Origin of the sequence: Desulfomicrobium baculatum DSM 4028 (assembly GCF_000023225.1) — a bacterium.
Taxonomy (GTDB): Bacteria; Desulfobacterota; Desulfovibrionia; order Desulfovibrionales; family Desulfomicrobiaceae; genus Desulfomicrobium; species Desulfomicrobium baculatum.
The window spans coordinates 3,328,276-3,353,200 of the sequence record NC_013173.1; the positions used below are offsets into that span (position 1 = coordinate 3,328,276).

The 24,925-nt window shown below is 61.0% G+C and carries 22 protein-coding genes; 11 read left to right on the forward strand and 11 right to left on the reverse strand.

The features are described 5' to 3' along the window. Nucleotides 1–97: 97 nt before the first annotated feature. On the reverse strand, nt 98–1,453 hold the full coding sequence (locus tag DBAC_RS14730) for a sigma-54-dependent transcriptional regulator (RefSeq protein WP_015775106.1): 1,356 nt from the start codon (nt 1,451–1,453) through the stop codon (nt 98–100). After that, nucleotides 1,450–3,210 carry an ATP-binding protein gene (locus tag DBAC_RS14735; protein ID WP_015775107.1) on the reverse strand — a complete coding sequence of 587 codons (1,761 nt, stop codon included), beginning with the start codon at nt 3,208–3,210 and terminating at the stop codon, nt 1,450–1,452. The genes DBAC_RS14730 and DBAC_RS14735 overlap by 4 nt, the downstream gene beginning before the upstream one ends. Nucleotides 3,211–3,426: 216 nt before the next feature. Between DBAC_RS14735 and DBAC_RS14740 the strand changes: the two genes are divergently transcribed. The 5 genes from DBAC_RS14740 to DBAC_RS14760 all read left to right on the forward strand — a co-directional run bounded on the left by DBAC_RS14740 (nt 3,427) and on the right by DBAC_RS14760 (nt 7,112). Then, a complete protein-coding gene (locus tag DBAC_RS14740) occupies nt 3,427–3,657 on the forward strand; it encodes an SHOCT domain-containing protein (RefSeq protein ID WP_015775108.1) in 231 nt (76 codons plus the stop codon). 103 nt (nt 3,658–3,760) lie between these two features. Further along, on the forward strand, nt 3,761–4,288 hold the full coding sequence (locus DBAC_RS14745; RefSeq protein WP_015775109.1) for a periplasmic heavy metal sensor: 528 nt from the start codon (nt 3,761–3,763) through the stop codon (nt 4,286–4,288). A 106-nt stretch (nt 4,289–4,394) separates the two neighbouring features. Then, nucleotides 4,395–5,291 carry a DMT family transporter gene (locus DBAC_RS14750; RefSeq protein ID WP_015775110.1) on the forward strand — a complete coding sequence of 299 codons (897 nt, stop codon included), beginning with the start codon at nt 4,395–4,397 and terminating at the stop codon, nt 5,289–5,291. A gap of 122 nt (nt 5,292–5,413) precedes the next feature. Next, nucleotides 5,414–6,007 carry a MarC family protein gene (locus DBAC_RS14755; protein ID WP_015775111.1) on the forward strand — a complete coding sequence of 198 codons (594 nt, stop codon included), beginning with the start codon at nt 5,414–5,416 and terminating at the stop codon, nt 6,005–6,007. Nucleotides 6,008–6,011: 4 nt separating this feature from the next. Further along, on the forward strand, nt 6,012–7,112 hold the full coding sequence (locus DBAC_RS14760; protein ID WP_015775112.1) for a 4Fe-4S dicluster domain-containing protein: 1,101 nt from the start codon (nt 6,012–6,014) through the stop codon (nt 7,110–7,112). A gap of 4 nt (nt 7,113–7,116) precedes the next feature. On the opposite strand, the gene DBAC_RS14765 is transcribed toward DBAC_RS14760, so the two are convergent. Genes DBAC_RS14765 through DBAC_RS14780 form a run of 4 tightly spaced genes read right to left on the reverse strand, consistent with a single transcriptional unit; the run spans nt 7,117 to nt 13,010 of the window. Then, nucleotides 7,117–8,115, reverse strand: coding sequence for a glycosyltransferase (locus tag DBAC_RS14765; protein ID WP_015775113.1), 999 nt, complete (start codon nt 8,113–8,115; stop codon nt 7,117–7,119). After that, complete coding sequence (locus DBAC_RS14770) at nt 8,112–8,729, reverse strand: methyltransferase family protein (protein WP_015775114.1); 618 nt, start codon at nt 8,727–8,729, stop codon at nt 8,112–8,114. The genes DBAC_RS14765 and DBAC_RS14770 overlap by 4 nt, the downstream gene beginning before the upstream one ends. Then, nucleotides 8,726–11,842, reverse strand: a complete 3,117-nt coding sequence (locus DBAC_RS14775) for an efflux RND transporter permease subunit (protein WP_015775115.1) — start codon at nt 11,840–11,842, stop codon at nt 8,726–8,728. Before DBAC_RS14775 ends, DBAC_RS14770 begins: the two co-directional genes overlap by 4 nt. Before the next feature lie 43 nt (nt 11,843–11,885). Continuing rightward, the gene (locus tag DBAC_RS14780) at nt 11,886–13,010 is read right to left on the reverse strand and encodes an efflux RND transporter periplasmic adaptor subunit (protein WP_015775116.1); all 1,125 of its coding nucleotides are present in this window, start codon (nt 13,008–13,010) and stop codon (nt 11,886–11,888) included. 314 nt (nt 13,011–13,324) lie between these two features. On the opposite strand from DBAC_RS14780, the gene DBAC_RS14785 reads away from it, so the two are divergent. The 6 genes from DBAC_RS14785 to DBAC_RS14805 all read left to right on the forward strand — a co-directional run bounded on the left by DBAC_RS14785 (nt 13,325) and on the right by DBAC_RS14805 (nt 18,043). Beyond that, a complete protein-coding gene (locus tag DBAC_RS14785) occupies nt 13,325–13,840 on the forward strand; it encodes a lipocalin family protein (protein WP_015775117.1) in 516 nt (171 codons plus the stop codon). A gap of 100 nt (nt 13,841–13,940) precedes the next feature. Then, the gene (locus DBAC_RS14790) at nt 13,941–15,479 is read left to right on the forward strand and encodes a PAS domain-containing protein (RefSeq protein ID WP_015775118.1); all 1,539 of its coding nucleotides are present in this window, start codon (nt 13,941–13,943) and stop codon (nt 15,477–15,479) included. Between the two features lie 42 nt (nt 15,480–15,521). Further along, nucleotides 15,522–16,952 (forward strand): cardiolipin synthase, encoded by a 1,431-nt coding sequence (gene cls, locus DBAC_RS14795; RefSeq protein ID WP_015775119.1) that lies wholly within the window; start codon nt 15,522–15,524, stop codon nt 16,950–16,952. Between the two features lie 153 nt (nt 16,953–17,105). Then, the gene (locus DBAC_RS14800; protein WP_015775120.1) at nt 17,106–17,324 is read left to right on the forward strand and encodes a hypothetical protein; all 219 of its coding nucleotides are present in this window, start codon (nt 17,106–17,108) and stop codon (nt 17,322–17,324) included. Between the two features lie 31 nt (nt 17,325–17,355). After that, nucleotides 17,356–17,526: a hypothetical protein gene (locus tag DBAC_RS19410; protein ID WP_015775121.1), complete on the forward strand. Its 171-nt coding sequence runs from the start codon at nt 17,356–17,358 to the stop codon at nt 17,524–17,526. Nucleotides 17,527–17,725: 199 nt separating this feature from the next. Further along, a complete protein-coding gene (locus DBAC_RS14805) occupies nt 17,726–18,043 on the forward strand; it encodes a TusE/DsrC/DsvC family sulfur relay protein (protein WP_015775122.1) in 318 nt (105 codons plus the stop codon). A gap of 78 nt (nt 18,044–18,121) precedes the next feature. On the opposite strand, the gene malQ is transcribed toward DBAC_RS14805, so the two are convergent. The 5 genes from malQ to DBAC_RS14825 form a co-directional block, all read right to left on the reverse strand. Continuing rightward, the gene (gene malQ, locus DBAC_RS14810; protein ID WP_015775123.1) at nt 18,122–19,630 is read right to left on the reverse strand and encodes a 4-alpha-glucanotransferase; all 1,509 of its coding nucleotides are present in this window, start codon (nt 19,628–19,630) and stop codon (nt 18,122–18,124) included. Beyond that, nucleotides 19,627–21,528 (reverse strand): 1,4-alpha-glucan branching protein GlgB, encoded by a 1,902-nt coding sequence (glgB, locus tag DBAC_RS14815; protein ID WP_015775124.1) that lies wholly within the window; start codon nt 21,526–21,528, stop codon nt 19,627–19,629. Before glgB ends, malQ begins: the two co-directional genes overlap by 4 nt. 132 nt (nt 21,529–21,660) lie before the next feature. Continuing rightward, nucleotides 21,661–21,804, reverse strand: coding sequence for a hypothetical protein (locus DBAC_RS19415; RefSeq protein ID WP_015775125.1), 144 nt, complete (start codon nt 21,802–21,804; stop codon nt 21,661–21,663). A gap of 127 nt (nt 21,805–21,931) precedes the next feature. Next, nucleotides 21,932–23,014, reverse strand: coding sequence for an aminofutalosine synthase MqnE (gene mqnE / locus DBAC_RS14820; RefSeq protein ID WP_015775126.1), 1,083 nt, complete (start codon nt 23,012–23,014; stop codon nt 21,932–21,934). Between the two features lie 93 nt (nt 23,015–23,107). Further along, complete coding sequence (locus DBAC_RS14825) at nt 23,108–24,889, reverse strand: 30S ribosomal protein S1 (RefSeq protein WP_015775127.1); 1,782 nt, start codon at nt 24,887–24,889, stop codon at nt 23,108–23,110. Nucleotides 24,890–24,925 lie beyond the last annotated feature (36 nt).

The window sequence follows — 24,925 nt, forward strand, 5'->3', positions numbered from 1 at the left end:
GCCGGAAGGCATCTTTGAGCTGGATCAAAAAATACGTTTTCGCACTGAGTTGCGCTCAGGCGATGCTGCCGTCCGGGTCGGGCAGACAAAATTCCACTCACTCTCCGTACTTGGCCAATTTGGCGTGCATGGTCTTTCTGGTGATGCCCAGGCGGCGGGCGGCCTCGCTCTTGTTTCCGCCGGCCGCTTCCAATGCGTCGAGGATGGCCAGGCGCTCCAACTCCTCAAGGGTCAGGTTGGCGAATCCGCCCTCCGGTCTGCCCTCCCCCGCGCCGCCGGACAATGCGGGCGGCAGCTCGCGCTCGCTGACGTATTCGCCCCGGGCCAGGACCACGGCCCGCTCCACGGCGTTCTCCAGCTCCCGCACGTTGCCGGGCCACTGATGTTTGAGCAGGCGGTCCATGGCCTCGGGGGTAAAACCCTTGATGCGCTTGCCGTTCTTGACGGCAAACCCGGTCAGAAAGTGCGAGGCCAGGAGCGGAATATCCTCCTCCCGTTCGCGCAGCGGGGGCAGGGCCAGGGCGACCACGTTCAGGCGGTAGTAGAGATCCTGGCGAAAGCGCCCCGCCTCCACCTCGGCCAGGAGGTCGCGGTTGGTGGCGGCCACGATGCGCACATCGACCTTGATGGTCTGGTCCCCGCCCACGCGCTGAATTTCGCGCTCCTGAATGACGCGCAAAAGCTTGACCTGCATGGACAGGGGCATCTCCCCGATCTCGTCCAGAAAGATGGTCCCCTTGTCCGCCGCCAGAAAGCGCCCCTCCCGCCTCCGGTCGGCTCCGGTGAAGGCGCCCTTCTCGTGGCCGAAGAGCTCGGATTCGAGCAGGGTTTCGGTCAGGGCCGCGCAGTTCACGGCGACGTAGGGTCCCTTGCGGCGAGGGCTGTTGGCGTGGACGGCCCTGGCGATGAGCTCCTTGCCCGTGCCCGACTCGCCAGTGACCATGATCGTGGCCTCGGATGGGGCGATGGTGGCCAGCATGTCCATGAGCCGGTGCATGGCCGGACTCTGGCCGATGATCCCGCCGGAATCGAAGGACGCGGACAGGGTCTGGCGCAGGGCCTTGTTTTCGTCGCGCAGGGCCGCATGGTCCAGGGCCCGATCCAGGGTCAGGCGCAGGTCGTCGAAGTCCAGGGGTTTGGTCAGGTAGTCGTAGGCCCCGGCCTTGATGGCCTCCACCGCTGTTTCCACATTGGAATAAGCGGTCATGATCAGGATGGGGATGGCCGGATTGTAGGCCTTGATCTCCTTGAGTGCTTCGATGCCGGAAATCCCGGCCATGCGCACGTCCATGAGGATGAGGTCGAAGGCCCGCTCCCGGCACAGGGACACGGCCGCCTCTCCACTCTCGATCTCATGCGGGACGAAGCCCCAATCGGCCAACAGAGTGCGCAGCATGCCCCGGTGACCGGAGTCATCGTCAACGATGAGGATGGTAATTTTGGATGGTTTCATGACCGCCTCCCGGTCGTGGGCAGCATGAGGGTGAAAACCGTGCCCTGGCCCACGACGCTTTCCACCTTGATTTCGCCGCCGTGGGCTTCGATGATGCGGTGCACGATGGCCAGGCCCAGACCCGTGCCCGAACTTTTGGTCGTGAAATAGGGATTGAAAATGTCCGGCACAAGCTCCGCCGCCATGCCATGGCCCGTGTCCGCGATGCGCAGGGCCACGCCTCCGGCATCCGGCTCCTGGGCCGCCGTGATCCGCAGCGTCCCGCCCTGGTCCATGGCCTGCACGGCATTGAGGAACAGGTTGAGGAGCGCCTGGGTAAAACGCTCGGGGTCCAGCGGGACGCGGGGCAAGGTCCCCGCCTGCTCAAAATGCACCGCAACGTTCTTGGCCGTCACGTCGGCGCGGACCAGACGCAGGGCCCGCTCCACGACCTGCGCCAGATCCTCGTCGCGCAGCTTCATCTCTCCGGGCCGGGCGAACTCCAGCAGCTCCGAAACCACGCGGTTCAGGCGGTCCGTTTCCTGGATCATGGCCCGCGCCGCGTCCTGGTCCTGCCCCTGAACCTTGCCGGCAAGATAGGTGGCAAAGCCCTTGATGGAGCTGAGCGGATTTCTGATCTCGTGGGCCACCCCGGCGGCCAGATTGCCCAGGGCCGTCAGGCGCTCGTTGCGCCGGACCTGCTCCTGCAGGCGTCGAATTTCGCCCAGATCGCGCAGCAAGAAGAGATAGCCCACGAAGTCGTCATCGCTGGTGACGATACGGGACGCGCCCAGATTGACCGGGACCCGTTTGCCCGGTCCCGCGACAAGGGTCACTTCTCGCTCCGGCACCGTGCCCTTGTCTGCCAGCTCGGCCATGATCCCGCCCCAATCCAAGCCTCCGAGACCATCCAGAAGCATGCCCGACATGGCGTCCCTGTCCAGCCCAAAGAGGGCCGACGCCCCGCCGTTGGACAGGACCACCCGCCCATCGGGATCGGTGCTGAGCAGACCCAGGGGCAGGCACCTCACCACCTCAGAAGCGAAGGCCTGGGTGTCCCGCAACTGACGCCGGGAGAGGCGGTAATGCTGGGCCCAGAAAAGCGAAGCGAAACCGCCCAGACCCATGAACAGCACGAGCACAGTTATCACCACGTTAGTGCGGAGCTCGCCGGCCACGGCCTCCTCCAGGGGGCGCACATCCAGGCCGACAAAGATGACGGACGGATCATGATCGCCCTCGCCTTGGGCCGGGGGCCGCATCATGCCCATCGCGCCCATTCCCCCGTTGCGGGGCGGGCACCACATGGAGTGATGAACCCCCGGCAGGGGCGCAAATTTTTTATAGACCTCGAAAACCCGACCGCCTTCCACCTCCTGAAAATGCCCCTGCCGCTCTTCGCTCAGGGTCCGGGCGGACATGGCTTCCGGGGGATGAAGAACCGACCCGATCCGGGCCGCGTCGCTGTGGGCCAGGACGAGTCCCTTGGCATCGGTCACGGCCAGATAGACGATGCCGTGCTGTTTGGCCGTCTCCTCCACCAGAGACTGAAAATAGCCTGCGCTGCCGTGCATGCCCATCCCTATGCGGGTTCCCGCCTCCAGCGCCCAGAACAGGGACTCGGCATGCTCCAGATAGCCCCGGACCATGTGCTCCCTCTCGCGCTGGACGTTGCGCACCGCGAAAAACGACACCGCCAGTCCAAGAATGACCGTCATCCCCGCCACCAGCCACGGATTTACCCGTGTCCGCTTCATTCTGTCTGCGTACATGTTCATGAGTGACCTCTCGGCTCAACCTGTAACCGTTTTACCCATGTTGTCCAGAATACTGTCACATCTTTACCCGCCTTCCACCAACGCGCACTCTGCGCAATCCCACCAAAATCAAATAAAATCATTAAATTTCAGCTAGATAAAATAGCTCCCATTTCCTGGCACGGCCCTTGCCTTAGAGAAGATGTACAGCAACGAAGTATATGTGGAGGGAACACCATGTGGAATTGCGGAAGTTACCCCTTGCTTGGGGGGTGGATGATGGGACACTCCCTGTGGGGCATCCTGCTTTTGGTGGGACTGGGCGTCCTGATCTGGACGATGCTCAGAAACCGGCGCGAGGGAAGCTCCGCCGCCGACAGATCCGACTCCCTGGAAATTTTGAAATTGCGGCTGGCCAAGGGCGAGATCACCATCGAAGAATACAACACCCTCAAATCCATACTCTAACCGACATGCCACCAGACCTCACGGCAGACAAAATCGTCGACAATGCCTTGTTTATCTGAATGCAAGGCTTAATAAACCATAAACATCCAAAAGGAGACTTCTCATGAAAACGTACCGTAACGCCATTGCCACCATGCTTACCCTGGCCTTTGTCACCGCCTTCGCTGGCCTTGCTTCCGCTCAGGGCATGATGGACGGCATGGGAAACATGACCCCGGAAAAACACGCCACAATGCAGAAGCTGCACGCGGATTTCGCGACGGCCACGGCGGACCTGAAAAAGCAGGTCTTCGCCAAGGAATCCGAACTGAACGCCATTCTGTTCGGCGAAAAGGCCGATGACAAGAAGGTCGAGGCCCTGACTTCCGAGATCAACGCCTTGAACGCCAAGATCTATGCCGAACAAGTCAAGATGCATAAGCAAATGGCCAAGGAAGGAATCGTGCCCATGGGCGGAAAGGGCATGATGGGCGGCAAGGGATGCCCCATGATGGGCGGAAAAGGAATGGGCGGCGGAATGGGCATGATGGGCGGCAAGGGTATGATGGGTGGAATGCAGCACGGCGCGGATAATGGCACTGCCGGACAAGCTCCGATGGACCACAACGCGCACACCCCGGCCAAGCAGTAATCCCTTCACGCTGACGCCTTGATACGGCGCAACTAAACCTCGACAATTCCCCCAAGTTTGCAGAAGCTTGGGGTATTTCTTTTTGTCATCCTCTTACCCCACGCTCATGAAACATTCGACTTCTTCAAAATCCCTGCAGGGCATCCTCTTCGCCCTGGGCGCGACGGTCATCTGGTCCGGCAATTTCATCGTGGCCCGCAGCCTGAATCAGAGCATCGAACCCGCCACCCTCTCCATGCTGCGCTGGGCCACGGCCTTTGTGGGTTTGTTACCCTTCGCCTGGCGCGCCGCGTGGGCGGAGCGCGCGGCCATCCGCAGGAGCATGCCGGCCATGATTCCCATGGCGCTCCTCGGCGTCACGACCTTCAACGCCCTGCTCTACAAGGCGGCCCACACCACCTCGACCCTGAACCTGTCGCTCATTGCCACGTCCACGCCGGTCTTCATCATCCTTCTGGCCCGGATATTTCTCCACGAACGACTGACCACCCGCAAAATGCTCGGCCTGACCTTCGCCCTCGGGGGCGTGCTGCTGCTCATCACCGGCGGCGACCTGGGCCGTCTGACGGGCCTTGATTTTGCCATCGGAGATCTGTGGATGAGCCTGGCCGCCGTCATTTTCGCGGGCTACAGCATCCTGGTGCGCCGCTTTCCCGGAGGGCTGAGCCAGCCCGTCTTTTTGCTGACCCTTTTCGGCGTCGGCATCGTTTTTCTGGCTCCTTGGACCGGATGGGAACTGCTCACCGCCGGAGCGCCGACCATCACCCTCGGCGCGGCGGGGGCCATACTCTATGTCGGGCTCGGCGCGTCACTGGCCGCCTATGCCATGTGGAACAGCGCCGTGGCATCCATCGGTCCATCCTTGGCCGGGCTGATCTACTACAGCCTGCCCCTTTTCAGCGGTGTCATGGCCTTTCTCTTTCTGGGGGAACCCATGGGGCTCATTCATCTGCTCAGCGCGGGCTGCATCCTCGGCGGCATCGTGCTGGCCACGCGGAGATAATGCGAGTAGCGTGGAACCCGGCTCTTGCCTTTGGACGCCCACAGGCCTAAGGACGGCTCGTTCCGGCATCCGGCCGGAACCGACACGAACAGCAGCGCCGCGCGGCGCAAACGGATACAGCCATGATCACTCTTTTCATCAGCCTGAGCATGAAGCTCTTCTTTCTGCTCACGCCCTTTTTCGTCCTGACCGTCTTTTTGTCCATGACCGAGCACATGACCAAGGCCGAGCAGCGCCTCGTGGCCATCCGCACGACCATGGCCGTCATGGTCATCAGCCTCATCCTCTATTTCGCGGGCAACCCCATCTTCTCGACTCTGGGCATTACCCTGGATGGGTTCCGCATCGGCGCGGGCAGCCTTTTGTTCCTGTCGGCCGTGTCCCTGGTCTCGGGCAAACGCACCAGCCAGGAGGCGGCCCCGGACGTGGACTTCGCCGTGGTTCCCCTGGCCATCCCCATCACCGTGGGCCCGGCCACCATCGGTACGCTACTCATCCTCGGCGCGGAGCTGGGCGGCCCCACGGAGCGGGCAGTGGGCGCGGGGGCCCTGGTCTGTTCCTGCCTGTCCGTGGGAATTCTGCTGCGCTCGGCACGCCCCCTGAAGAAGCTCCTCGGTTCCGTGGGCCTGTCCGTCATGACCAAGATCACGGGCCTGGTCCTCTCGGCCATGGCGGCCCAGATCGTGTTTACCGGGATCAAGAACTTCCTGAGCTAAGCTCATGAAATCAACGCCCCTGCCGCCGCCACTGACCGCCCTGGCCGAGCGCATCTCCTCGGAATGCACCGAGTGCAGGGCCTGTCAGACCCGCTGCGCATTCCTGCGGGAGCACGGCACGCCCAAGCTCATGGCCGACCTATTGCTGGGCAAGGGCCAAGGCCGCGCCCTGGCCTTTGAGTGCAGCCTGTGCGGACTGTGCGAAACCTTCTGTCCCATGCATCTGCCGCTGTCGGATTTTTTTCTGTCCATGCGCAGGGCGGCGCTGGATGCCGGACGCGTCAGCCTGAGTCCGTATCGCGCGCTGCTGAATTACGAAGCGCTGGGCGCATCCCGGCTCTTTCGGGCCTTCAGGCTGCCTCCCGGAGGGGATACGGTCTTTTTCCCCGGCTGCACTTTTCCAGGAACCAGCCCGGCCACGGCGATAGCGCTGTTCCTGCACCTGCAAAAATGCGTGCCGGGTCTGGGCCTGGCCCTGGACTGCTGTTTCAAGCCGTCCCACGACCTGGGCCGCCAGGATTTTTTTGAACAGCATTTCGGGGAGCTGCGCACGCGCTTTCTGGCGCGCGGAGTACGCACGGTGCTGGCCGCCTGTCCCAACTGCTTCAAGATGTTCAGCCAGTATGGCGACGGCCTTGCCGTGAAAACCGTGTACGAGGCGATGGCGGAATATCCGCTCCCCGCGAGGCCGCACGCGCGCGGCCCGGCCATAGTGCATACGCCCTGCCCTTTTCGCGGCCAGACAAGTCTTCAGGAAATCATTTTGGGATGTGCCCAGGGATCGGGCCTGGATGTGGAAAAAACACGGCATGACGGGTCGCAGAGCCCGTGCTGCGGAGAAGGAGGGGCCGTGGGCGACCTGAAGCCGGAAAACTCCTCAACCTGGGCCATGGGCACCGCTGAACACGCCCAAGGCCGGATTGTCATCACCACCTGCGCAGGCTGCGTCAAAGCCCTCTCGCCCCACGCCCGTGCGGTGCATCTGCTGGACCTGCTCTTTTTTCCCGCTGAAACACTCAGCAATGCGTTACCACGGCCTCGAGGTACGGCCGTCTATCTTCACCGCCTTCTTTTCAAATGGCGGGCGCGGCGAATCCTGGACTGACAAGTCAGTCCCGCTTCAGCTCACGAAGCAGCCCGGCCAGAATTCCAGCCACGCGCCTGGATGAGAACCGCTCGGCAACCGCGCGGGCCCGCTCGCACATGACCGGATCCTGGCCCCGCCGGATCAGACGCAGCATTTCCCGCCGCAGATGCTCCTCATCGACCGTGGCCCAGAGCATCCCGGGCCGAAAATGCGGCAGCATCCTGGCCATGCGCTCCCCCACCGGTTCCAATTCAAAGCGCAAGGGAATGGAGTTGCGCTCATCCATGAACTCCATGTTCCCGGACCAGCCCGTGGCCAGCACAGGCACGCCGTGGCTCATGGCCTCGCTCAGGCCGAGCCCCCAGGCCTCGCCACGGTGCGGACTGACATAGGCCAGGGCTCCCTCGTGCAGGGCGGCCATGCGGCCGTCGGTCAAATCCGAACCCAGGCTGATCACTCCCGGCAAATCATCCAGCGACACATTCTTGCGGTACTGCTTGAGCACCAGGCGAACATCCGGTCCGGCCGCAGCCCGCACGCGGACAAAAACCCGCAGCAGGGCCTCCAGATTCTTGCGCGGGTTGACGGCGTCCACGATGGAAAAAAAATAGCGTCCCGCACCCAGTCTTTCCCTCGCCCATGTACGGTCCGCGTCGGTCGGGACAACCGCCTCGACCACATGCGGCAGCACCCGCACCACCCCATGGCCCTGGCCCAGAGCCTGCGCGGAAAACGCAGAGGCCGTCCACACCGCACGCACCAGCCCAAGTCCGGGCCTGTATATCTTGGGCAGGATGCTCCCTTCCCATACCGCGTAACCGACCACCGGCTTCTCGCGCAGCACGGGATTGTCTGTGAATATCCGTGGCCAGAAAACGGGATCTTCGTGCACGACGGCCAGATCGGCCTCCTCGGGCCGGTCCACGATCTTAAATCCGGCCAGGGCCAGACACCGCCGGTAGGCCTCGCCCGCCCGCCGATGGCTGATGTAGTCCGAAAGATGCCACCAGACGCGCGTCATCGCACCCCGTCCTTGCGCCACGGCCAGGGAAAGAACATGGGCGTTGCGCGCTGATAGGCCCGGTACGTCTCCCCGTGAACATGCACGAGCTTGCGCTCCTCCAGCCACGCCCCCACAAGAACGTAGAGGGAAAGCGTCAGGCTTGTGATCAGATTCGCCGCGTCAAAGTGCCCCGAGTTGGTCCAGAGCACGAGGAGCGCGCCCCCGTACCAGGGATGCCGAACCCGCCCCAGAATGCCCGAAGTGCGCAGTTCCGAGGCATAGGGACTGCCCGCGAAGGAACAGCTTGAGCGCAACTGCGCCAGCCCGCCGACCACGCTCAGGTCATATTCTCTGGCTCCGGCCCAGAAAAGCCACAGGGCCGCGCCAAGCAGGGCAAAGCGCGGCAGGGCGAGCGCGCCGCTCCAGGCAAAGAGCGCCTCTCCGGCCAGGGAATGTTTGAACAGAAGCAGCGGGACAAGGGTCAGCACGGCCAAACCATTGTAGGCCAGACGATAGAAGGGGCAAAGCCGGGGAAACAGACCGGAGACCAGGCGCATCCAGGAGGGGCTGATGAGCAGGCTGTGGAGGCCGCCCCAGGCGGCCCAGCCAAAGGCGAGCAGAAGGTGTTTCATTTCACCAGAGAATCCCCGCCCTCCAGATTGCGCCCGATCTCGTCCTTTTCGCGGTCATGGGAGTGATCGCGGGCCACAAGCATGTAGATGGAAGGGATGATGAACAGGGTGAACAAAGTGCCGATGGCTATGCCGCCAACCAGGACCAGACCGATGGAATTTCGGGCCGCCGCGCCAGCGCCCGTGACCAGGGTCAAGGGGAAGTGCCCGGCGATGGTCGCACCCGTGGTCATCAGAATGGGGCGCAGGCGGGTCAGGGCAGCTTCATGCACGGCCTCGCGCTTGGAACGCCCGAGTTTCTGCAACTGGTTGGCGAACTCGACGATGAGGATGCCGTTCTTGGAGACCAGCCCCACCAGGGTGACCAGGCCGACCTGGGAATAGATGTTCATGGTCGTGGTCCAGCCTGCCGTCCAGAAGGCCACGTTCGGGTCGGGCATCTTCAGGAAGGTGAAGATGAGGGATCCGAAAACGGCCAGCGGCACCGACCCGGCCAGGATGACGAAGGGATCGCGGAAACTGTTGAATTGCGCGGCCAGCACCAGAAAAATGAGCACCACGGCCAGGCCGAAGGCGGTCAGGAACTTGTTGCCTTCGGTCCTGAGCTGGCGCGAATCTCCGGTGTAATCGAGCACGTAGCCCTGGGGCAGAATCTTGACGGCCTCGTCCTCCAGAAAGCGCAGGGCTTCATCCAGGGGACGGACGGCCACACCGCTGATCTTCACGGCGTTGAGCTGCTGAAAACGGTTCAGGGAACGGGCCACGGTCGTTTCCTTGATGGTCGCCACGGAGGACAGGGGCACGAGCACGCCATCCGGTCCGGTGACGTGGATGTTGCTCAGTTGGTCCGGAGTCAGCCGGTCGACCCGCTGCACCTGCGGGATGACCTTGTAGCTGCGGCCGTCGATGTTGAACCGGTTCACGTAGTTGCCGCCCATCATGGCGCTGACGTCGCCGCCCACGGACGCGAGGCTCAGGCCCATGGCCGCGACCTTGTCGCGGTCGATGACCAGTTCGGCCTGGGGCTGGTCGATTTTGACGTCGATGAGCGGCGGGAAGGCGAACATGCCGCTCTGCATGGCCTTGACCTGGATCTGCCGGGCGAAGTTCAGGATCTCTTCCTGATCCGCCGTGGAGGCGAGGATGAATTCCACCGGAAAATCGCCGCCACCGGGCAGCGCCGGCGGCGTGACCGGAAACATCTGGATCCCCGGAATGGCGGCGAGGCCGGCTTGCACTTCGGGCAAAATCTCGTCCACGGTCCGCTCCCGCTGTTCCCACGGCGAAACAACCAGGCCGCAGAACCCGCTGGACGGGAACGTGACCTGGAAGGTGAACTGGGCCTCCGGTGTATCCATGAAGACCTTGTTGGCCGCCGCCGCGTACACGCTGGTCTGATCCAGGGTCGAATCGGCCGAGGCGTCGAGGATGCCGAAGATGACGCCCTGGTCCTCGGACGGGGCCAGCTCCGTGGCCGACATGATGAACATGGGCACGGTCAGTCCGCTGATGACGATCCAGATCAGGTACATGGCCGGACGGGCATTGAGCGTCCCATCCAGCAGGCGCCCGTAGAAGCGGCGCAGCCGGGCGAAATCACGCGAAATGCGTCCGGCCAGTCCATGCTCTTCCAGGCCCGGCTTCAAAAGCTTGGCGGACATGAGCGGGGACAGGGTCAGGGCCACGATGCCGGAAATGGTCACGGCCCCGGCCAGGGTGAAGGCGAACTCGCGGAACAGGGAGCCGGTCAGTCCGCCCTGTAACCCGATGGGCGCATAGACCGCGGCCAGGGTGATGGTCATGGCGATAAGCGGCCCGATCAGCTCGCGCGCGCCAAGAATGGCGGCGTCCAGCGGCGTTTGCCCCTCGGAAATATGGCGCTCCACATTCTCGACGACCACGATGGCGTCATCGACCACAAGCCCCACGGACAGCACCACAGCCAGGAGCGTGAGCAGGTTCACCGTGAACCCGAATATCTGCATCAGGAATACGGCGCCGATCAGGGACAGCGGGATGGCGATGACCGGAATGAGCACGGCCCGAAAGGAGCCTATGAACAGAAAAATGATGACCACGACGATAAGCAGCGTGTCGCCAAGGGTCTTCAAAACCTCGTGGATGGCGCTGTTGATGTATTCCGTGGCGTCGTAGGCGATGCGGCCCTTCATGCCCGAAGGCAGAGTGCTCTGGATGGCTTCCATCTCCGTGCGCACCAGACCGATGACATCGATGGAGTTTGCATTCGGCAAAGGCCAGACGCCGATGAAGACTGCGGTTTCGCCGGTGAAGCGTACCTCCGCGCCGTAGTCTTCCGCGCCGAGGGCGACGTCCGCGATGTCCCCGAGACGGACCACGGCTCCGTTCTCCTCGCGGATGGCCAGCTGTTTGAATTCATCGGCCGAACGCAGATCCGTATCCGCCGTGAGGTTGATCTGCACCAGCTCGCCCTTGGTCTGGCCCAGGGCGGAGAGGTAGTTGTTGGCGGCCAGGGCCTGGCGCACCGCCGCCGGGGTCACGTTCAGGGCGGCCATGCGGTCGGGCTTGAGCCAGATGCGCATGGCGAAGGTCCGCGCGCCCAGAATGTCGGCCCGCTGCACGCCGGAGAGGGCGGAGAGGCGGGGCTGGATCACGCGCATGAGATAGTCCGTGATCTGGTTCTGCTCCAGATCCGGGGAGGTGAAGCTCAGGTAGGCCGAGGCGAACTGGCTGTCCGCCGACTCCACGTTCAGGATGGGCACCTCGGCCTCGGGCGGGAGATCTCCGCGCACCTGATCGACCTTGGCGCTGATCTCGGACAGGGCCTCGATCGGGTCATAGTTGAGCTTCAGCCGGACGTTGATGGTCGACAGGTTCTGGGCGCTCTGGGACTGGATGTAGTCGATGCCGTCGGCCGCGGCGATGGCCCGCTCCAGGGGGGTGGTGATGAACCCGCGCACCAGCTCGGCACTGGCGCCGACATAGGTCGTGGTCACGGTGACCATGGCGTTGTCGCTGCGCGGATACTGGCGGACCGAAAGGGAAAAGATCGCCTGCAACCCGGCGAGGATGATGAGCAGGTTGATGACCAGGGCCAGCACCGGACGACGAATGAAAATATCGGTGAATTTCATGGGGTGATCGCGTGAAAATGTTGCTCGAAGGTTTTGGCCCGCATCAGGAATTTTCCGGCGTGGGCGCGATCTTGAATTCGGGATTCAGGGCATTGTCCACAATCACGGACTGGCCGTTGCGGTACTTGAAGACTCCGGTGCTGACGACGGTCTGCCCGGGCGCTACCCCTCGGGTCACGGTCACGAAATCGCCGCGCCGCTCGCCCAGGGTCACGAACTGCTGCCGCAGCACGAGGCCTTGCGTGCCGTTCCCTTCGGCCTGCTCGACCACAAAGACCGAATCGCTGTATGCCGCGAACAGCACGGCGGTGGCGGGCACGAGCGTCACGTCCTGCCGTGCGGGCAGGACCACTCCCGCGTTCACGAACATGCCGGGGCGCAGGATCTCTGCGGGGTTGTCGAACACGGCCTGCATGCGCACGGTGCGGGTCGCGCTGTCGGCCAAAGGCTCCATGGCCACGAGGCGGCCTTCCAGGGTCTGTCCTGGCAGAGCGTCGGAGGTCACGCGGACGGTGTAACCGGTCCGCACCTGTCCAACCTGCTGCTGGGGCAGCACGAACTCGACGTAAACGGAGTCCAGCCGCTGCAGCGTGGCGACCTTGTCGGCATCCCCCAGATTCTGGCCCAGATTCACATGGCGCAGGCCCAGCGTTCCGGCAAAGGGGGCGCGGATTGTTTTCTTGGCGATGACGGCCCTGAGCGCGTCCATTTGCGCCAAAATCTGACGGTGTTCGGCCAGGGCCACGTCATACTCGGATTTGGCGGTGGAGTGCTGAGCCAGAAGGGTTTCGATCCTTTTCAAGCTGATGCGGGCCAGATTTTCGCTGGCCTCCAGGGCCCGCAGCTGCGCGTTTTCCTGAGAGACATCCAGTTGCACGAGCACTTCCCCGGCTTCGACCCGCTCTCCGGAGTCGAAATCGATGCGCACGACCTTGCCCGGAATTTCGGCGGTCAGGGTCACGCCCTGCACGGGGGTGACCGAACCCACCGCGCGCAACACCGTCTCCCAGGACGCGCTGGTGGCGTTGGCCGTGGAGATTACCGCCGGGGGCATGACAAAGGATTCGCCCTGGGCGATCATTTTTCTGATCTGCAAGGCCTTGATTCCGACCAAGGCACCGGCCACAACTACGACAAGAAGAACAGCAAGAAGAATTTTTTTGATCATGGGAGTCTACGGATTGAAGTTGATCCATTTTCCGCCTTCTGGCGGCCAATGACGCCATCTACAGGCAAACATGCCCTCCGTAAATACCTGAGCGCGCAATATGCGGCCTGACGCAGAACGCATTCGGCGCAACCTCCATCCGAACGGACGGATCATTGCTTGCCCGTTCGGAACTTCCCCCAGCCCGGCGACAATCGCTTGATGTTGTGGTATTGTTCAGCGATTCTCTTCTTCACACGTCGTGCGCCCACGCGCTCAAGCCGGACTCCCGCCCCTGCGGGCAAATCGTAACGCTCCCAAGGAGGTGCCCCCCAATGCTGAAAAACTTCACCATGCTCTTTGCCCTGTTTCTCGCCGGATGCGTGAGCATGCCGGAGAATGTGCGGCCCGTGGAAAATTTCCGTTTAGATGACTATCTTGGAAAATGGTACGAAATCGCCAGACTCGATCATTCCTTCGAACGCGGGCTGAGCCGGGTATCGGCGGAATACACGCTCCGGGATGACGGAGGCGTCAAGGTGGTCAATCGCGGATACTCCGCAAAGGAAGGAAAATGGAAGGATGTCGAAGGAAAGGCATACTTCGTTCAAAGCCCGGACCAGGGCTATTTGAAGGTGTCTTTTTTCGGCCCCTTTTACGGGTCCTACATCGTCTTTGAACTTGACCACGAACAGTACCAATACGCGCTCGTCAGCGGGCCAAACACCTCATACCTCTGGATTCTGGCCCGCACACCGACGCTCAGTGACGGCATCCGGGACGAGCTCGTCAAAAAAGCGGCGGCGCGCGGTTTTGATACGAGCGCACTCATCTTTGTCGAACATGAATGATCAAAAAATCACTGGCCCTGTCCGGGCCAAAATGCATACTATGACGGAAACGACGGCCAGGCGCACTCAAAGAGACTGTCGGGAATCAGGAGCACGGGGCATGAACGGATCTTGTTTCGAAGAAGCGGACTTGTTGAACGTCTGTCAGGAAAGCATCGACTACCAGGGCATTGTCAGACACATCAACGACGGTGTGCTCATTCTGCGTGAGGGCAACATCATCTTCACCAACGGCGCGTTCTGCGAAATCGTCGGTGCCAACCTGACGGAGTTGCTGGGCAAGCCGTTCACGGATCTGGTCATTCCTGACGACCGGGAACGGGTGGAGCGGCATTGCGTCGACAAGCTCTACACTTCCGACCTCTCAAACCGGATCGAATTCTCCATTTCGAGGCCCGGCGAAGACGCCATCGTGGAAATGAAGCTGACCGTGGTCGAATGCGGCGGAGGCCCGGCCATTCTCGCCGCCATCACCGACATCACCGAGCGCCGCAAGACCCGCATCGAGTTGCAGCGCGTCAAGGACCGGCTGGAAAGCATCCTGCACGCCTTGAATGACGTGGTCGTCTCCCTCTCACCCACGGACCAGTCGATCCTGGCCATCAACCCGGCCGCCGAAGCCCTGTACGGCATTCCCAGGCGCGCCTTCAACGCCGGCGAGATGCAACTCATGCATTTCGTGCATCCCGAAGACCGGGAGGCGGTGAGCAAGTACTACCGGTCACTGGTGGACGACGAGTTCGGCGAGATGCAATACCGTATCATCAGCAGCAACGGACGCATCAAATGGGTCCATGATGAAGGGCACCTGGTTTACTGCACCACCAGGTCGATCCGCCGCCTCGACCACGTCATCCGCGACATCACCGAGCAAAAGGAAGCCTTGGACGCCCTGACCCGCAGCGAGGAAAAATACCGCGATTTCTTCCAGAGCACCAAGGACATGGCCTATTCCGTGACCCCGGACGGAACCTTCATCGACATCAACGAGGCCGGCATCCAGATGCTCGGCTTCACCGACCGCGAGGAAGCCCTGGCCAGCAATCTCAAGGATTTTTACGAGAACCTGTCCGAGCGGGCAGATCTGCTGGCCCAGATCAATGAAGAAGGGTTCGTCACGGACAAGCATGTCCGCTTCCGCCTCAAAGACGGCCGCTCCATCGAGGTGGCCATCACGGCCCGGGCCAAGACCGACGATTCCGGTTACCTGCTCTATTACGAGGGCATCGCGCACAACATCACCCAGGCCATGGAAGACCAGCGCAACCGGGTGCTCAGAAACGCCGCCGGGGGCATGTGCCATTATCTGAACACGCACCTCATGCACATCGTCAACGCCAAAGACGGCATCAGGGAAGAGATCGAGAGCCTCGAAGAGACCGCGCCCGCCCTGTCCGAAGCGGCCAGGGAAACATGGACGGCCGCCATCTCTTCCCTGAACGCCTATTGCGAAGGGCTCGACCTTGCCTATCGCAAGATCACGGCCGTGACCAAAGCCTTCAATTCCGCCTTTCTGACCTACAAGGAGGAATCCTATCTGGACAAGGCCATCCTGGACATCTTCAATTCCTGTCTTGGGGACCCGCTGGATTGCGTCACGCAAGCACCCCCGCCCAGGAAAAAGGATGCGGATACATGACACGCGCGGCAGCTCGGCCCTGCCGCCGCAGGTGAGCCAGGCATGCATGTCCTGAACTGGATAGGCCTTCTGCTCCTGGCCGCCCTGGCCCTGGGCGCGGCAGGTCACGCGCTGCTGCGCAAAAGCGACCCCCGCTCGGCCCTGGGCTGGGTAGGCGTCTGCCTGACGTTCCCCCTGGCCGGTCCCATCCTGTACATCCTTTTTGGCGTAAACCGGGTCCGGCGCAGCGCATCGCGCATGCGCAAAGAAGTGGACGCCCTGTCCGCCGACGTTCCCCAGGCCGTCCCCTCGTACCCGAGCGCGGCCATCAACCCCACGGTCTTGCACCACGCATTCCAGCGCCTGGAGCGCGTCGGGCACAACATCCTCGGCACGGCGCTGGTCGGGGGCAACTGCGTCGAGCCGCTGTGCAACGGAGACGAGGCCTATCCCGTCATGCTGCGGGCCATGGAAGACGCCCGGCACAGCATTTATCTGACCACGTACATCCTCGACACCGACAATCTTGGCCTCAAATTCATCGACGCCCTGGCCCGGGCCGTGCACCGCGGGGTGGACGTGCGGGTCCTCATCGACGGAGTGGGCGAGAAATACTCCTGGCCCCGGGCTTCCCGGGTGCTCACGAAGAAAGGCGTGCCCAACGCGCTCTTCATCCCGCCTCGTCTCTTCCCGCCCGACCTGCACTTCAACTTGCGCAATCACCGCAAGGTGCTGGTCGTGGACGGCAGCCTGGGTTTCACGGGCGGCATGAACATAAGCCAGAAGCATCTCCTGCACGCAAAACCGCCCTGGCCGGTCACGGACATGCATTTCATCGTGCACGGACCGGTCGCGAACCTGTTGCAGGACACCTTTGTCGATGACTGGTTTTTTGCGACCAAGGAGCGCATTTACCCGCCCATACTCTTCACGGAACCAACCGGGGACTGCCTGTGCCGCACCGTTGTCGACGGACCCAATTTCGACGAAGACTACCTGAAGACGCTGCTCACCGGGATCATCTCCGCCGCCACGTCGAGCATCAGGATCATGACCCCGTACTTCCTTCCACCGCGCACCTTCCTGAGCGCCCTGAAATCGGCCAGGTACAGGGGCGTTACGGTCGAGATCCTGTTGCCGGGCCGCAACAACATCCCGTTTGTACATTGGGCCACCCGCCACATTCTCGAAGACCTGCTGCGCGCCGGGATCAACATTGCCTTCCAGCCGGCCCCCTTCAGTCACACCAAGCTCATGCTCGTGGACGGCTGCTATGTGCACCTTGGCTCGGCCAATCTGGACAGCCGCAGCCTGCGGCTCAATTTCGAACTGACCCTGGAAGTCCTCGATCAGCACCTGGCCATCCAGCTGACGCGGCATTTCGACACCATCATGGCCAAAAGCCGCCCGGTGACCCGCCAGGAACTCTCTGGACGCTCCCTGCCCGTGCGGCTCAGAGACGCCTTTTTCTGGCTCTTTTCACCATATCTTTAAAACCCTGGCTGACGGTTGCTTCGCGCCGGGCCAAGTGCCCGTCATGCCATGGGCCTTTTCTTAAAAAACGGGATTTGACTTTGACGCGCGAGCCGCGAATACTTATGAATAAGGCATTCCCGATACAGATCCATCATCAAGAGGAGAAACTCTGTGACCAAGGAATTCACCGTTTCCGCCACCTGTCCCGAATGCGGACACAGGACCGAGGCGCATCATACCAAAGAGGCCATGCAGGAAGCGTTCGGAAATGATGCAACCATCAAGATACTGTGCGCCCATTGCCAGGCCAGTTTTGAACAGCCCGTCGGTCTGGCCTGCGCAGAGTGGGACGAGTACTGTCATGAAATCTCCCTGCCCGCCGACGTCTAGGGCATAAACATTCATAAACTACGGAAAGAAAATGATTTTTGTCGTAACCAAATGCGCGGATTGCCCGCTGCTCAGCTATGTGGAAGGCCAGCGGGTTTGCAATGTCGGCCCTCCAAGCCAGCGTCCCATCGCAGAGGAAGACGAACGCCCCACGTGGTGCAGAATGCGCAAGGAACAGATAATTATACGGGATTTCAAGTAGCCGTCCCCCCGGATAGACTTTCGTCTTTCCTGTTGAAGTGTAGTCCCCTATCTGCTAGAGAGGCCGGTAGTGTTGACTTGACGGGGAAGGATGGCGGGTCTCATTGACAAAAACAGTCCTTCCCCATAGGGGGAGTCTTTGCAAACTCTTTTTCCGGAAGGAAAAATTTTGAGGAACAACATCTAAGGAGGAATTGAGCATGGCAATGATCGAATTCAAGGGTAAAAGTTTCGAGATCGATGAAGACGGTTTTCTGCTGAAGTTTGAAGATTGGGGTCCGGAATGGGCTGAATACGTCAAGGAAAGCGAAGGCATTTCCGAGATCACCGAAGCTCACCAGCAGATTCTCGACTTCCTGCAGGACTACTACAAGAAGAACGGTATTGCCCCCATGGTCCGTATTCTCTCCAAGTCCACCGGCTACAAGCTGAAGCAGATCTACGAACTTTTCCCCTCCGGCCCCGGCAAAGGCGCCTGCAAGATGGCTGGCCTGCCCAAGCCCACCGGCTGCGTTTAATTCAGCTGTTTTTCCAAAAAAAAGCCCTGCTCACGCAGGGTTTTTTTTTATGCGTTCACACGCCCCAAAGCGCACGGATCACTCCGCAACGCGTCCGTAAATCCAGGCCTGGAAACGCATTCGTGCCGCCACATCCCTGGTGGCCATGCCCGGCTGCATGCGCCATCCCCAATTGCCTCCCGCAACCCCCGGCATGTTCATCCGTCCCGTTGCATCCAAATTCAAATAATCCTGCATGGGAATGATGCACAGAGCGGCCACGCTGCCAAGCGCCAGCCGAATCATGACGTCGGCCGCGTCCTCTGCCGAAACGTGCCGGCCTGCGTAGTCACGCAAACGCCCCCGTCCCTGGTCATCGAGCTCGTCTGAAAACCAGCCCCGCACGGTGTTGTTGTCATGCGTGCCGGTATAGACCGCGCTTTGCACCGGGAAGTTGTGCGGGATGTAGGCGTTCTTCCCCATCTCTTCCGAAAATGCGAATTGCAAAATCTTCATGCCCGGAAATTCAAACTCGCGCATGAGCGTAACGACGTCCTCCGTAATGACTCCCAGATCCTCGGCCAGAATGGACAGACCCGGAACGCGCTCCTTCATTGCGCTGAAAAACGCGGCTCCCGGCCCTTTGATCCAGAGTCCGTTTTCCGCTGTCGGCTCACAGGCCGGCACCTGCCAGAACCCGCAAAAACCGCGAAAATGATCGAGCCGGAGCATGTCGAACCGCTCGCTCTCGTGCCGCAGCCGCTTGGCCCACCACGAAAAGCCGTCCTTTTCCTGGAAAGCCCAGTCATAGACAGGATTACCCCACATCTGGCCGGTCTTGGAAAAATAATCCGGCGGTGCTCCGGCGCAATAGATCGGCAAGCCCTCGCGGTCGAGCTCGAACAGCTCCCGGTGCGCCCAGACATCACTGCTGTCGAGACTGACATAGATCGGCACATCCCCGAGCAGGGCCACCCCGCGCGTGGCCGCATAATCGCGCAGATTCTCCCAGTGCAGGCTGAAAAGATACTGAAAATACCGTTCCCGCAGGATGTCGTACCCCAGGCGTTCGCGGGCCTGCTCCAAAGCGTCGGGTTCCCGCAGACGCAGCCCGCGCGGCCAGCTCAGCCATGGCGCTCCTCTCTGCTCGCGCTTCAAGGCCGCGAACAAACAGTAGTCATCAAGCCAGAAGCTGGCCTTGCGGCAGAAGGCGTCAAAACGTACGTCCGCTCGCAGGCCGGGAAATGCATTGTCGAAGGCCTGTTCCAGAATTCTCTCCCGCCATGCGGCAGCCGCGGCGTAGTCCACCCGGTCCTGGGGAAAATCGGGCGCAGGCTCCACGTCCCTCGGCCTGAGCACTCCTTGACGGACCAGCAGCTCCGGGCTGATAAAAAGCGTGTTCCCGGCAAAGGCCGAATAGCTGCTGTATGGAGAATTGCCCGCTCCTGCGTTGATGGGCGCAAGGGGGAGCATCTGCCACACCCCCTGCCCGCCTGCGGCCAGAAAATCTATGTACTCGTGGGCGCACGGACCAAAATCGCCAATCCCGTGCCGACTTGGCAGCGAGGAGACGTGCAGCAGCACCCCGCATCTACGCGCAAGATTCATGCGCTTGCCTCCGCCGGCTGGAAGAAGAGCACGCTCAAGGGAGGCAGAATCAGATTCACGGAATAGGGAAAACCGTGCACAGGAATGGATTCCGCCCGGACCTGGCCCATGTTCCCGACCCCGCTGCCTCCATAGAGCTGGCTGTCCGAGTTCAGGATCTCGCGCCATGTGCCGCCCGTGGCCACGCCCACGGCATAGTTCTCGCGCGGCACGGGGGTAAAGTTGCAGACCACCATGACCGGGCGTCCCTTCGTGTCCTTGCGGAAAAAGCTCAGCACGCTCTGGTCGGAATCATTGCAGTTTTCCCAGACAAAGCCCTCGGGACTAAAATCAAGCTCGTGCAGGGCCCCGCATTCCCGGTAAACCCGGTTCAGATCCCGAACCCAGGCGCGGATTCCATCGTGAGCCGGAAAGTTCAGCAGATCCCAATCCAGGGACAAGTCATGGTTCCACTCACGCCATTGGCCGAATTCCGCGCCCATGAAGAGCAGCTTTTTGCCCGGCAGCCCATACATGTAGCCGAAAAGGGCCCGCAGCCCCGCCATCTTCTGCCAGTAATCGCCGGGCATCTTCGACAGCAGCGACTTCTTTCCATAGACAACCTCGTCGTGGGAAAGGGGCAGGACGAAATTTTCGGCGTACGCGTACCACAAGGCAAAAGTCAGCAGGTTGTGGTGGAATTTGCGGAAGATCGGATCAAGTTCCATATAGGTCAGGGAGTCGTTCATCCAGCCCATGTTCCACTTCAGTCCGAAACCGAGTCCACCCAGATAGACGGGCTTTGAGACCATGGGCCAGGAGGTGGATTCCTCGGCGATGGTCTGCACATCGGGAAATTCCTCGTAGACGGCCTTGTTGAGCTCCTGCAACAGTTCGATGGCGGCGAGGTTTTCGCGTCCGCCGTAACGGTTGGGCACCCACTCGTCATGCTGACGCGAATAGTCCAGGTACAGCATCGACGCCACTCCGTCGACGCGCAGCCCGTCGAGGTGGAACTCCCGGATCCAATACATGGCGTTGCAGATGAGAAATCCGGCCACCTCGTAGCGGCCGTAATTGAAGATGGCGCTCTTCCATTCCGGGTGGAAGCCCTGGCGCGGGTCCTCGTGCTCGAACAACGCAGTCCCGTCGAAATTGGCCAGTCCGTGGACATCCGTGGGAAAATGCCCGGGGACCCAATCAAGGATGACCCCGATCCCCTCGCGGTGCAGGACATCGACCATATAGCGGAAATCCTGCGGACAGCCGTAACGGCTGGATGGGGCGAAATAGCCCGTGCTCTGGTATCCCCAGGAGCCGTAAAAAGGATGCTCCGCCACCGGCATGATCTCCACATGGGTGAAGCCCGCGTCTTTGACGTACGCCGCCAGGTCGTGAGCCATCTGGCGATAGCCGAAAAAGTTACCGTGCTCGTCGCGCCGCCAGGAACCCAGGTGCAGCTCGTAAATGGACCAGGGACTCTCCAGGGCGTTGTGCCTGGAGCGGTTGCGCATCCACTCCCCGTCTTCCCAGACATAATCCAGATCCCAGATGATGGAGGCTGTGGCCGGAGGCTCTTCACAAAGAAGGGCAAAGGGATCAGCCCGCTCGCCTTCTCCGCCCGGCCAGGAAAGATAATATTTGTAGCGCTGCCCATGCCGCGCCTGCGGCACGAAACACTCCCACACGCCGGAGCTGTCCGCGCGCAGGGTCATGGGCGCGGCGGCGCGGTCCCAGGCATTGAAGTCCCCGATGACCGATACAAAGGCGGCATTGGGAGCCCAGACCACGAAACGGGTTCCGGTGGAATCCGGCCCCAAGGATTCGGGGTGAGCGCCGAAATGTTCGTACAGGCGGGTATGCCGCCCCTGCTTGAACAGATAAATGTCGAGATCGCCGAGACTGTGCCGTGCGTCCATAAATTACCTCCGAGGATTCTGAAACATCACGATAGGGAAGAGAGAGGACCATTGGCAAGGACGGATAAGGTTTGGTCACAAAAAAAAAGCGCGGACAAAGCCGCGCTTAGAAATCCCGCAAGGAAGCCGTTCTTAATGATGGCCTTCGTTCATGCCTTCCTTGATGCGGTATACCGCCGCAACGACTATGGCCGCGAGATACGTGAAAATCCCGATGACCCCGATGAAGCCCTGCACCGTGCTGTGCATCATGTTCCCAAAAAGCTCACCCAACATGACTCCCTCCTCGTAACGTGTCCCAGAAATTCGTATGTGGAACTTTTCACAACCATATCTTGGCCAAAAAAGTCAAGGAAAAAGGCCTTCGCCGCATCCGGGTCCGGACGGGGATACCCTCCAAGGCCTACAGTTCCGCAAAGAACGTATCCCGCTCAACCGGGGTGAATCCCGTGGCGGCGATGGTCTCGACCAGTTCGGAGATGGTCATGCCCTTGGGCGAATCGGCGCCCGCCGCATGCCCGATTTTCTCCTCAACGATGGTGCCGTCGAAATCGTCTGCACCGGCCCACAGCGCCATCTGCGCGGCCTTGATCCCGGAAAAGGCCCAGTAGGCCTTGATGTGCGGGATATTGTCCAGGAAGAGACGCGACACGGAAATGGTGCGCAGATAATCCTCGCCCGTGGGGCCGGCAGCGCTCAGGGCGTTGTTGCGCGGCTGGTAGGCCAGGGGAATGAAGACGATGAATCCGGGCTTCTCGTCCTCTGCGGCGCGCAAGCGCTCCATGTGGTAGATGCGGTCTTCCCAGGACTCGATGTGCCCGAAAAGCATGGTGGAATTGGTTTTTATACCCATGTCGTGCGCCAGCCCGTGAATATGCAGCCAACGATCGGCGGTGACTTTTTCCGGGCACAGCTGCTCACGCATGGCCGGGGAAAAGACCTCGGCGCCGCCGCCGGGCAACGCGTCCAGGCCCACGGCCTTCATCTCGCGGAGCACCGTGGCCTCGTCCGTGCCCAGAGTGTCCGCGAAATGGGCCACCTCCACGGCGGTGAAGGCCTTGACCACGGCCTGTGGCCGCACTTCCTTGCACAGGGCCAAGAGATCAAGGTAGTATTGATAGGGCAGATCCGGGTTAAGGCCGCCGGTGATGTGGATCTCGCGGATGGGCTCGTGGATGCGGTCCGTGAGACGCTTTCTGGCTTCTTCCAGTGAATAGGTGTATCCGCCTTCCTCGCCGGCCTTCTTGAAAAAAGCGCAGAAACGGCACTGGTTGCGGCACACGTTGGTGTAGTTCAGGTGCTGGTTATAGACATAATAGGCCTTGTCGCCGTGCCGTGCGCGGCGCTGCTTGAGGGCCGCCTCGCCCAGCTCGTGCACCGAGGCATTGCGCGCAATTTCCAGCGCGAACTCCGGATCGATGCGCTCTCCGGCTTTCAACGTGCTCAGGCGCTTTTTGGCGGCGCTGTCGAGTCCACTTTCAATCATCGTTCTCGTCCTTTAAAAAAAAACGAGGCCGCACCCTTTAAGGATGCAGCCTCGCGTCATGCTTATGTATAGCGGGCACGAAGCTGCGCCAGGCTATTCTTCTTCGGTCTCGGCGTCGGTCTCGGTGTCGGCTTCGACTCCGGTCTCGGCATTCTCTTCCATCTTCTGACGGATCATATCGCCGAGGTTGCTGCCGGTCATGGAACCGCTCTGCGTGGTGCGGAATTCACCGGCACCGCCGGTGCGCTTGCGCTCAGGCTCCTGAGCCTTGAGAGAGAGTCCCAGGCGGCGCTCGTCGGCGCTGACGTGAATGACCTTGGCCTCGATGGCGTCACCTTCGTTGAAGGCTTCCTTGGGGCTTTTGATCTTCTTCTTGCTCATCTCGCTGACGTGGACCAGACCTTCGATGCCTTCCTCAACCTCAACAAACAGACCGAAATCCGTGATGTTGGTGATGGTGCCGGTCAGCATGGTGCCCACGGGGTAGCGATTGGGCACGTCCAGCCACGGGTCGTCGGCCAGCTGCTTGATGCCCAGGGTGAACTTCTCGTTCTCCTTGTCCACGGTCAGAACCTTGGCGCGGACAACGTCGCCCACCTTGTAGAGCTCATTGGGGTGACGGATCTTCTTGGTCCAGGACAGGTCGGAAACGTGAATGAGACCGTCGATGCCGTCCTCGATGCCGATGAACAGGCCGAATTCGGTGATGTTCTTGACGCTGGCTTCAAGGATGGTGCCTTCAGGATACTTCTCGGCGACCAGGTCCCAGGGATTGGGAGCGACCTGCTTCATGCCGAGCGAGATGCGCTTGCGGTCCACGTCCACGCCGAGGATGATGACATCCACTTCGTCGCCGGGGCGCACCATCTGGGAAGGATGACGCAGCTTGCGGGTCCAGGACATCTCGGAGATGTGCACCAGGCCTTCAACGCCGGCTTCCAGTTCCACGAACGCGCCGTAGTCCACCAGATTGGTGACCTTGCCGGAAAGCTTGTGCCCTTCGGGGTATTTCTCGGAGATGTTGGCCCAGGGATCCATGACCAGCTGCTTGAGGCCGAGGGATACCTTCTTCTCGTCCTTGTCGAAGGACAGGACTTTGAGAGTCAGTTCGTCGCCCAGCTGGACCATTTCCTTGGGATGCTTGATGCGCTTCCAGGACATGTCGGTGATGTGCAGCAGACCGTCGAGGCCGCCGAGGTCGATGAACACGCCGTATTCGGTGATGTTCTTGACCACGCCGACTACGGACTGACCCTCTTCGAGGGTGGTCAGCAATTCGCCGCGCTTGCGGTCGCGATCTTCTTCAAGGAGCACGCGACGGGAAACAATAACGTTGCTGCGACGGCGATTGATCTTCAGCACGCGAAATTCGAAATCCTGGTTGACCAGGGCATCCATGTCCGGAACCGGACGCAGATCGACATGGGAGCCGGGCAGGAAGGCCTCGATTCCCTTGATTTCAACAACATAGCCGCCCTTGATGCGGCGCACGATGCGGCCGACCACGACATCGCCGGAGTCGAGCAGTTTTTCCAGTTCGTCCAGGACCTGCATGCGCTTGGCTTTTTCCCTGGACAGGACGATGGAGCCTTCGCGCTCATTTTTGCGGACAACATATACGTCGACAGTGTCGCCAACTTTGACAGTCACCTGGCCGTTTTCCATGAACTCATCGAGTGGAATCTGACCTTCGGACTTGAAATTGACATCCACGAGAATGTAGCTGTCATCAATCTTCACGACCTCGCCCGAAACGATCACTCCCTCTTCGATGTCACCGAAATCGGAGTTGAGATAGTTCTCGAGTTGAGACTCAAAATCCATCTCCATGTCGAAATCATTCATGGACTCTGGCGTGGTTTGAGTGTTGTTCATATGTTTACCCCCTAACAAAATAAATTTGGGCAGTCC

Bases quoted from the DNA above. Each gene is read 5' to 3' on its own strand.
- DBAC_RS14785 (WP_015775117.1), top strand. From the start codon at position 13,325: ATGCTGAAAAACTTCACCATGCTCTTTGCCCTGTTTCTCGCCGGATGC.
- DBAC_RS14750 (WP_015775110.1), top strand. From the start codon at position 4,395: ATGAAACATTCGACTTCTTCAAAATCCCTGCAGGGCATCCTCTTCGCC.
- DBAC_RS14740 (WP_015775108.1), top strand. From the start codon at position 3,427: ATGTGGAATTGCGGAAGTTACCCCTTGCTTGGGGGGTGGATGATGGGA.
- DBAC_RS14735 (WP_015775107.1), bottom strand. From the start codon at position 3,210: ATGAACATGTACGCAGACAGAATGAAGCGGACACGGGTAAATCCGTGG.
- malQ (WP_015775123.1), bottom strand. From the start codon at position 19,630: ATGAATCTTGCGCGTAGATGCGGGGTGCTGCTGCACGTCTCCTCGCTG.
- DBAC_RS14770 (WP_015775114.1), bottom strand. From the start codon at position 8,729: ATGAAACACCTTCTGCTCGCCTTTGGCTGGGCCGCCTGGGGCGGCCTC.
- mqnE (WP_015775126.1), bottom strand. From the start codon at position 23,014: ATGATTGAAAGTGGACTCGACAGCGCCGCCAAAAAGCGCCTGAGCACG.
- DBAC_RS14755 (WP_015775111.1), top strand. From the start codon at position 5,414: ATGATCACTCTTTTCATCAGCCTGAGCATGAAGCTCTTCTTTCTGCTC.
- DBAC_RS14805 (WP_015775122.1), top strand. From the start codon at position 17,726: ATGGCAATGATCGAATTCAAGGGTAAAAGTTTCGAGATCGATGAAGAC.
- DBAC_RS14825 (WP_015775127.1), bottom strand. From the start codon at position 24,889: ATGAACAACACTCAAACCACGCCAGAGTCCATGAATGATTTCGACATG.
- DBAC_RS14765 (WP_015775113.1), bottom strand. From the start codon at position 8,115: ATGACGCGCGTCTGGTGGCATCTTTCGGACTACATCAGCCATCGGCGG.
- cls (WP_015775119.1), top strand. From the start codon at position 15,522: ATGCATGTCCTGAACTGGATAGGCCTTCTGCTCCTGGCCGCCCTGGCC.
- DBAC_RS19415 (WP_015775125.1), bottom strand. From the start codon at position 21,804: ATGTTGGGTGAGCTTTTTGGGAACATGATGCACAGCACGGTGCAGGGC.
- DBAC_RS14760 (WP_015775112.1), top strand. From the start codon at position 6,012: ATGAAATCAACGCCCCTGCCGCCGCCACTGACCGCCCTGGCCGAGCGC.
- DBAC_RS14780 (WP_015775116.1), bottom strand. From the start codon at position 13,010: ATGATCAAAAAAATTCTTCTTGCTGTTCTTCTTGTCGTAGTTGTGGCC.
- glgB (WP_015775124.1), bottom strand. From the start codon at position 21,528: ATGGACGCACGGCACAGTCTCGGCGATCTCGACATTTATCTGTTCAAG.
- DBAC_RS14775 (WP_015775115.1), bottom strand. From the start codon at position 11,842: ATGAAATTCACCGATATTTTCATTCGTCGTCCGGTGCTGGCCCTGGTC.
- DBAC_RS14730 (WP_015775106.1), bottom strand. From the start codon at position 1,453: ATGAAACCATCCAAAATTACCATCCTCATCGTTGACGATGACTCCGGT.
- DBAC_RS14745 (WP_015775109.1), top strand. From the start codon at position 3,761: ATGAAAACGTACCGTAACGCCATTGCCACCATGCTTACCCTGGCCTTT.
- DBAC_RS14790 (WP_015775118.1), top strand. From the start codon at position 13,941: ATGAACGGATCTTGTTTCGAAGAAGCGGACTTGTTGAACGTCTGTCAG.
- DBAC_RS19410 (WP_015775121.1), top strand. From the start codon at position 17,356: ATGATTTTTGTCGTAACCAAATGCGCGGATTGCCCGCTGCTCAGCTAT.